This is a genomic window from Albidovulum sp. (genome assembly GCF_049646345.1).
In the GTDB taxonomy this organism is placed as follows: domain Bacteria; phylum Pseudomonadota; class Alphaproteobacteria; order Rhodobacterales; family Rhodobacteraceae; genus Albidovulum.
On the sequence record NZ_JBARVQ010000091.1, the window covers coordinates 1 to 4,485 of the forward strand.

Genomic DNA, 4,485 nt, shown 5'->3' on the forward strand with positions numbered 1-4,485 from the left:
GCGTCGTCACAGTCGGGCGCGAGGGCGATATCCTCGTAAATGGCGGCGACCTTAGGGGCATCGTCCGCTTCGACCGCGGCAACGGCTGCATCATATTGCGGGCAGGCCAAGGCACCGCCGGAGCAAAGGCAGAGCGCAAGCGCACCCAGACCGAACTGGCGGGGTGATGGGTGGGAACTGAGCGTACGCGGCATGTCGGGATGCTCCTTTTCCGGTTCAGGGAATGATTTCGTAAGGCAGGTAGGTGGCCGACCATTCGGTGGCCGCAGATCCGGACCCGTCAGCCTGCAGCCTCAGCAGATCCTGCGCGATCTCGTAAAGATACTGACCGGCATTCGGCACCGGCCCGCCTTCAAGGTTTTCAGGCAGGATGGCAGTCAGGCGCGGCAGATCGTCTTCGATGAAAAGCCCCAACAAAAACCCCGCGCCCGCCGGTTCGGTGACGCGGACCGTCAGCGGCACGCCATCGGCGCTGTTGCCGTTCGGAATGGTCAGTGTCTCGCCCGCCTGCATCCGGGTCGCGCCGTTCCGGGCAAGGCTGGAGGGGAAGACCTGCGCCAGCTCGCCCTTTGGATTGACATCCAGCAAGACCAGCGTGCCGGGCCGTTCGGCGGTGGCGGTGGCGGTGAATGACACGATATCACCGACCTTCAGCGGCCCGTCCTGCGACAATTCAAGCCGCAGATTGGCGCCATTGCTGGGGGTGAAAAGGTCCGTCACAAAGCCGAGCGTGTCAGAGAGGTTAAGGTTCTTTTCCGCAAGCGCCGAAACCGGCAGCGGTTTCTCCTCGGGGCGGGTTTGGGCCGGAGGTGCCGCTTTCGCGGCTTCCAGCGCAGCATCTTGCAAGGGGCCCGAAAAATTCGGGATCAGCGCCCCGCCCGCACCGCCGCAATCCGCATTGGCCCGGCACCATTCCTCGGACCGCGCGCGCAGATGGGTCAGAAGTTCGGAATTGCTGATCGTGCCATTGCCATTGGCATCGGCCGCGTCATTGCCAAGCGCATCGATAAAGAGCCGGGTGAACACGCCCTGACCGGAGGTTTCCCAGGCGAACTGATCCGGCGCGGCGGCATTCCACACTGCCCGCTCGGTCTCGCCCATACCGAAAGGATCGGCGGACAGGGCCGTGCCACCCGACCCATTGGCATCAAGCGCCACGCTGCGCCCCGTCGCCAAAGTGCCGGTCAGATCGGTCGCATCGCTGCGAAAGGACGCGTCGATCACAACCGTCACCTGCCGTTCGGCCAGCAGGTCGAGAATATCGGCGATTGTATCGCGCGGAAGATTGCCGAGAATGCCGGGCGCGTCATGGGCCAACAACACATCTGTCGGTTCTGCACCGGGGATAGTCAGCCGCGACCCGAGCCCGGCGAAGTAGAAGACGACCCGATCGCCAGAAGCCGACTGACCAACCAGCCGGTCGATGATCGTCTGCATGATCGCATCGGCAGATGCCTCGGCGCCGGTCAGCAGGGTGATGCCTTCGGCGGCAAACCCCATCTTGTCGGTCAGGAAATCCGCAAAATTCCGCGCATCCGCGACGGCACCGGTCAGAGGTACGGCCAGAGACAGACCGGGATAGTCATCGATGCCGATGACCAGCGCCTGATCGGCCGCAAAGACCGGGGCTGTGGTGGCAATCGCCAGCACCGTCAGGCCAGTTCTGAGGCCAAGGGCGTTCATTTCCACGCCTCCAGATCGCGGGCGCAGCGAAAGCCGAAATCGACGCCGGGGGCGTTTTCGGGCACTGCGAGCCGCGCCGAGATGCGCAGGTCCGCCGGGTTGGCTGAATTCCACGACCCGCCCTTCAGGACGGCCCCGTCCTCGGCCAGAACCCATTCGCGGGCATTGCCGGATAGGCCGATGAACCCTGCCTGATTGCCATGACCGGCAGTCAAGACAGGTTGCGGCAACCGCATCGCGGGATCCGACGCCCCACGCCAGACGATCGCATCGGCGGACCACGGGCCGAAGGGGAACGCAACATCCGCGCCGCCACGTGCGGCGAACTCCCATTCTGCCTCGCTCGGCAGACGCCCGGAGGCCCAGGCACAATATGCGGCAGCATCTTTCATGGACACATTTGTAACCGGCAGGCCGGGGGTTGTTTCGTATGTCGTATTTTTTCCGCCGGGTGCGTGCCAGCTGAAGCCACCATCGATGAACCGCGCCTCACCGCTGCTGGTCAGCGCCACGATACGCCCGCCCTGCTCGGCCTCGGTGACATAGGCCGTGTCGGCCACGAAGCGCGCGAAGTCGGCGGCGCTGACCTCTGTCCGGTCAAGGTCGAAAGGCGCAACTGTCGCAATGCGCGCGGCTTCATCTGCCGGGCGCGCGGGCGGGCAGCTCGACGCCGGGATTGGCGCCTGATTGCGGCAGAGTGCCACTGCCTCGGCCAGACGTTCTGCACTGTCGCCCAGGCTTACCTCACGCAGGGCGGCATCTGGCGCGCCGGTGGACGGGGCTGCATCGGATGTCTTGGCCGTGGCAAAGGCGCGCTCGGCGGCCTTGAAGAGTTTTGAAGCATCGGCAAAAGAGCCTGCCGTGAACGCCGCTTCGGCGCGGCGTTCCAGCCCGAGGGCCAGCACATATCCGGCACTGCCGCTTTCTGCCTCGGCGGCGGATTTCGCAGCGCGCGCAGCGCGTTGCGCCTCAATAGCGGCGGATTGCAATTGCGCCAGAACCGCGCCGAACCCCTCCGCCGCGCCGGTCCAGTGCCCGGCGGCAATCTCCATCTCTCCGCCGTCCTGCGCTGTCACAGCCTTGGCGGCGCGCGCACTGGCCTCAGCGTAGCTTTCCAGACCTTCGCCCCCGGCCAGCCGCGCCGCCTCTTCCGCCGTGATCGCGGCGTCCTCTGCCTGCCGCGCGGCGGCGATGGCAGCCTCAATGGCGGCAATCGCCCCTTTGGCGTCCTTCACAGCGATTTCCGCCGATCCCATCACGGCATCGGTGTCGTCACCGGCAAACGCAGTCTCGGCCGCCTTGTGGGCCGTCTCTGCGCTGGTCAGACTCTCAACGGAGGCGCCAGAGGCCCGGTCGCCGCCCCTCAGCCGGGCTTCGGTCACAAGCCGGTCAGCCCCAATCAAAGCCTCAGCTGCGGATTTGATCGCACCGATCCGGGCCTCATTGTCCCGAAGCTCGGATTGCAACGCGGCCCGGCTTAGCATCGCCAGCATCAGCGTATCGTTCGTGGCGTTGTTTTCGACGAAGTAATAGACCGCCGCCGCCGTGCTGATCAGGAACCCGCCAAAGAGCGCAATTGCCGTGGTGCGCGACACTCCATCGCCGCCCGACTGCGGCATCATGGCCGAGGCCATGGCGATATCGGGCGACGGCGATGTGCTGGTGCGCGAGGGCTCGCCCCCGCCGATGCCGACACTCGGATTGGCAACGACCGACCGGAACGCCTTCAGCGCGGCTTCTGCCGAACTGTAGGGTGCTGCATTGGCCAGACGCCCGGTCATGCGGGCCAGAAGGCGGCTGATCTGCTCGCCGCTCGGATGGCCCTCGCGGAACAACTCTTCGGCAATTGGTGCGGCAGTTTCCTCGCCCAGGATCGCGGTCACAATGCGTTCATTGTCCTGCGCCTCTGCCACACCGGTCAGCACCTTTTCCGCGCCATGCGGCCCCAGAAGGATGCGGTAGCCGATCATACCCGCCGCATAGATGTCATCGACCATCCGCATCTGAGAATTGTTGATCACGTGGCGCGACTGATAGGCGGGCGGCAGGCGCGTCACCCTCGTCGTCCGGCCGCCCGAAAATGTGAAATCGCAGAGCCGCAAGGCACCATCGGCACTTTCCCGGCGCACCGCGTCGGGGTTGAGGTTGCCATGCACGATTGCCGCCGAATGCAATGCCGCCAGACCGTCGAGGATCTCGTCGAAGATCTGCAACCGCGCCTCGGCCGAGCGTGTATCGAACGCATCGTCGAAGACTGGCACCGGGCAACTCAGGAGCGCCAGCGCCGGTGTCTTGCGGAAGGCGCGCGAGGCAAGCAGGCGTTCGGTCGATTGCAGGCGCGAGGTTGTCAGTTTGCCGAAGCGCTCGAATTCCTTGCCGATCCCGGTGCAGGCGGTGTCGTCGCCCGCCACTGCGAAACTCGGCGTGTAGATGTCGACCGGCGCGCCGTTCTGCTTGCGGATGCCGGTCAGGACAGCGCAATCACCGATGGTTTCGCGCAAGGTCACACCGTTGAAATACTGCGACAGGGCCTCTTGCAGGCGGGTGTCGATGACGTTGTTGGCAGTGTCGTTCATGGGGACTCCCGATCGAAGATCAGCTCTGTCCGCCCCACAATTCCAAAATGGCCAGATCGAGGCGGGCTGCTGACAGAATAGGGCAATCGCCATTGCCGACCGGCAAAACGTATTCTAAACGACGCAGGCTGCCGGATGCCTCCAAAGCCTTGTTTTCAAGCAATAAAAGATGGGCATCAGCGATCAGGGCAAGGACTTTCCCGGAAAGTTCGATCTTGACCTCCGT

3 protein-coding genes are annotated in these 4,485 nt (G+C 64.7%); all 3 read right to left on the reverse strand.

Translation table 11 applies throughout. The annotated features are described in order from the left end of the window. Nucleotides 1–216 precede the first annotated feature (216 nt). Nucleotides 217–1,683 (reverse strand): caspase family protein, encoded by a 1,467-nt coding sequence (locus WBB85_RS02285; protein WP_432637003.1) that lies wholly within the window; start codon nucleotides 1,681–1,683, stop codon nucleotides 217–219. Next, nucleotides 1,680–4,259 (reverse strand): SUMF1/EgtB/PvdO family nonheme iron enzyme, encoded by a 2,580-nt coding sequence (locus WBB85_RS02290; RefSeq protein ID WP_432637004.1) that lies wholly within the window; start codon nucleotides 4,257–4,259, stop codon nucleotides 1,680–1,682. Before WBB85_RS02290 ends, WBB85_RS02285 begins: the two co-directional genes overlap by 4 nt. 19 nt (nucleotides 4,260–4,278) lie before the next feature. After that, nucleotides 4,279–4,485 (reverse strand): hypothetical protein (locus WBB85_RS02295; RefSeq protein WP_432637005.1); only part of this gene is annotated, 207 nt, incomplete at its 5' end.

Coding starts and splice junctions, on each gene's coding strand:
- WBB85_RS02285 (WP_432637003.1), bottom strand. CDS start 1,683: ATGAACGCCCTTGGCCTCAGAACTGGCCTGACGGTGCTGGCGATTGCC.
- WBB85_RS02290 (WP_432637004.1), bottom strand. CDS start 4,259: ATGAACGACACTGCCAACAACGTCATCGACACCCGCCTGCAAGAGGCC.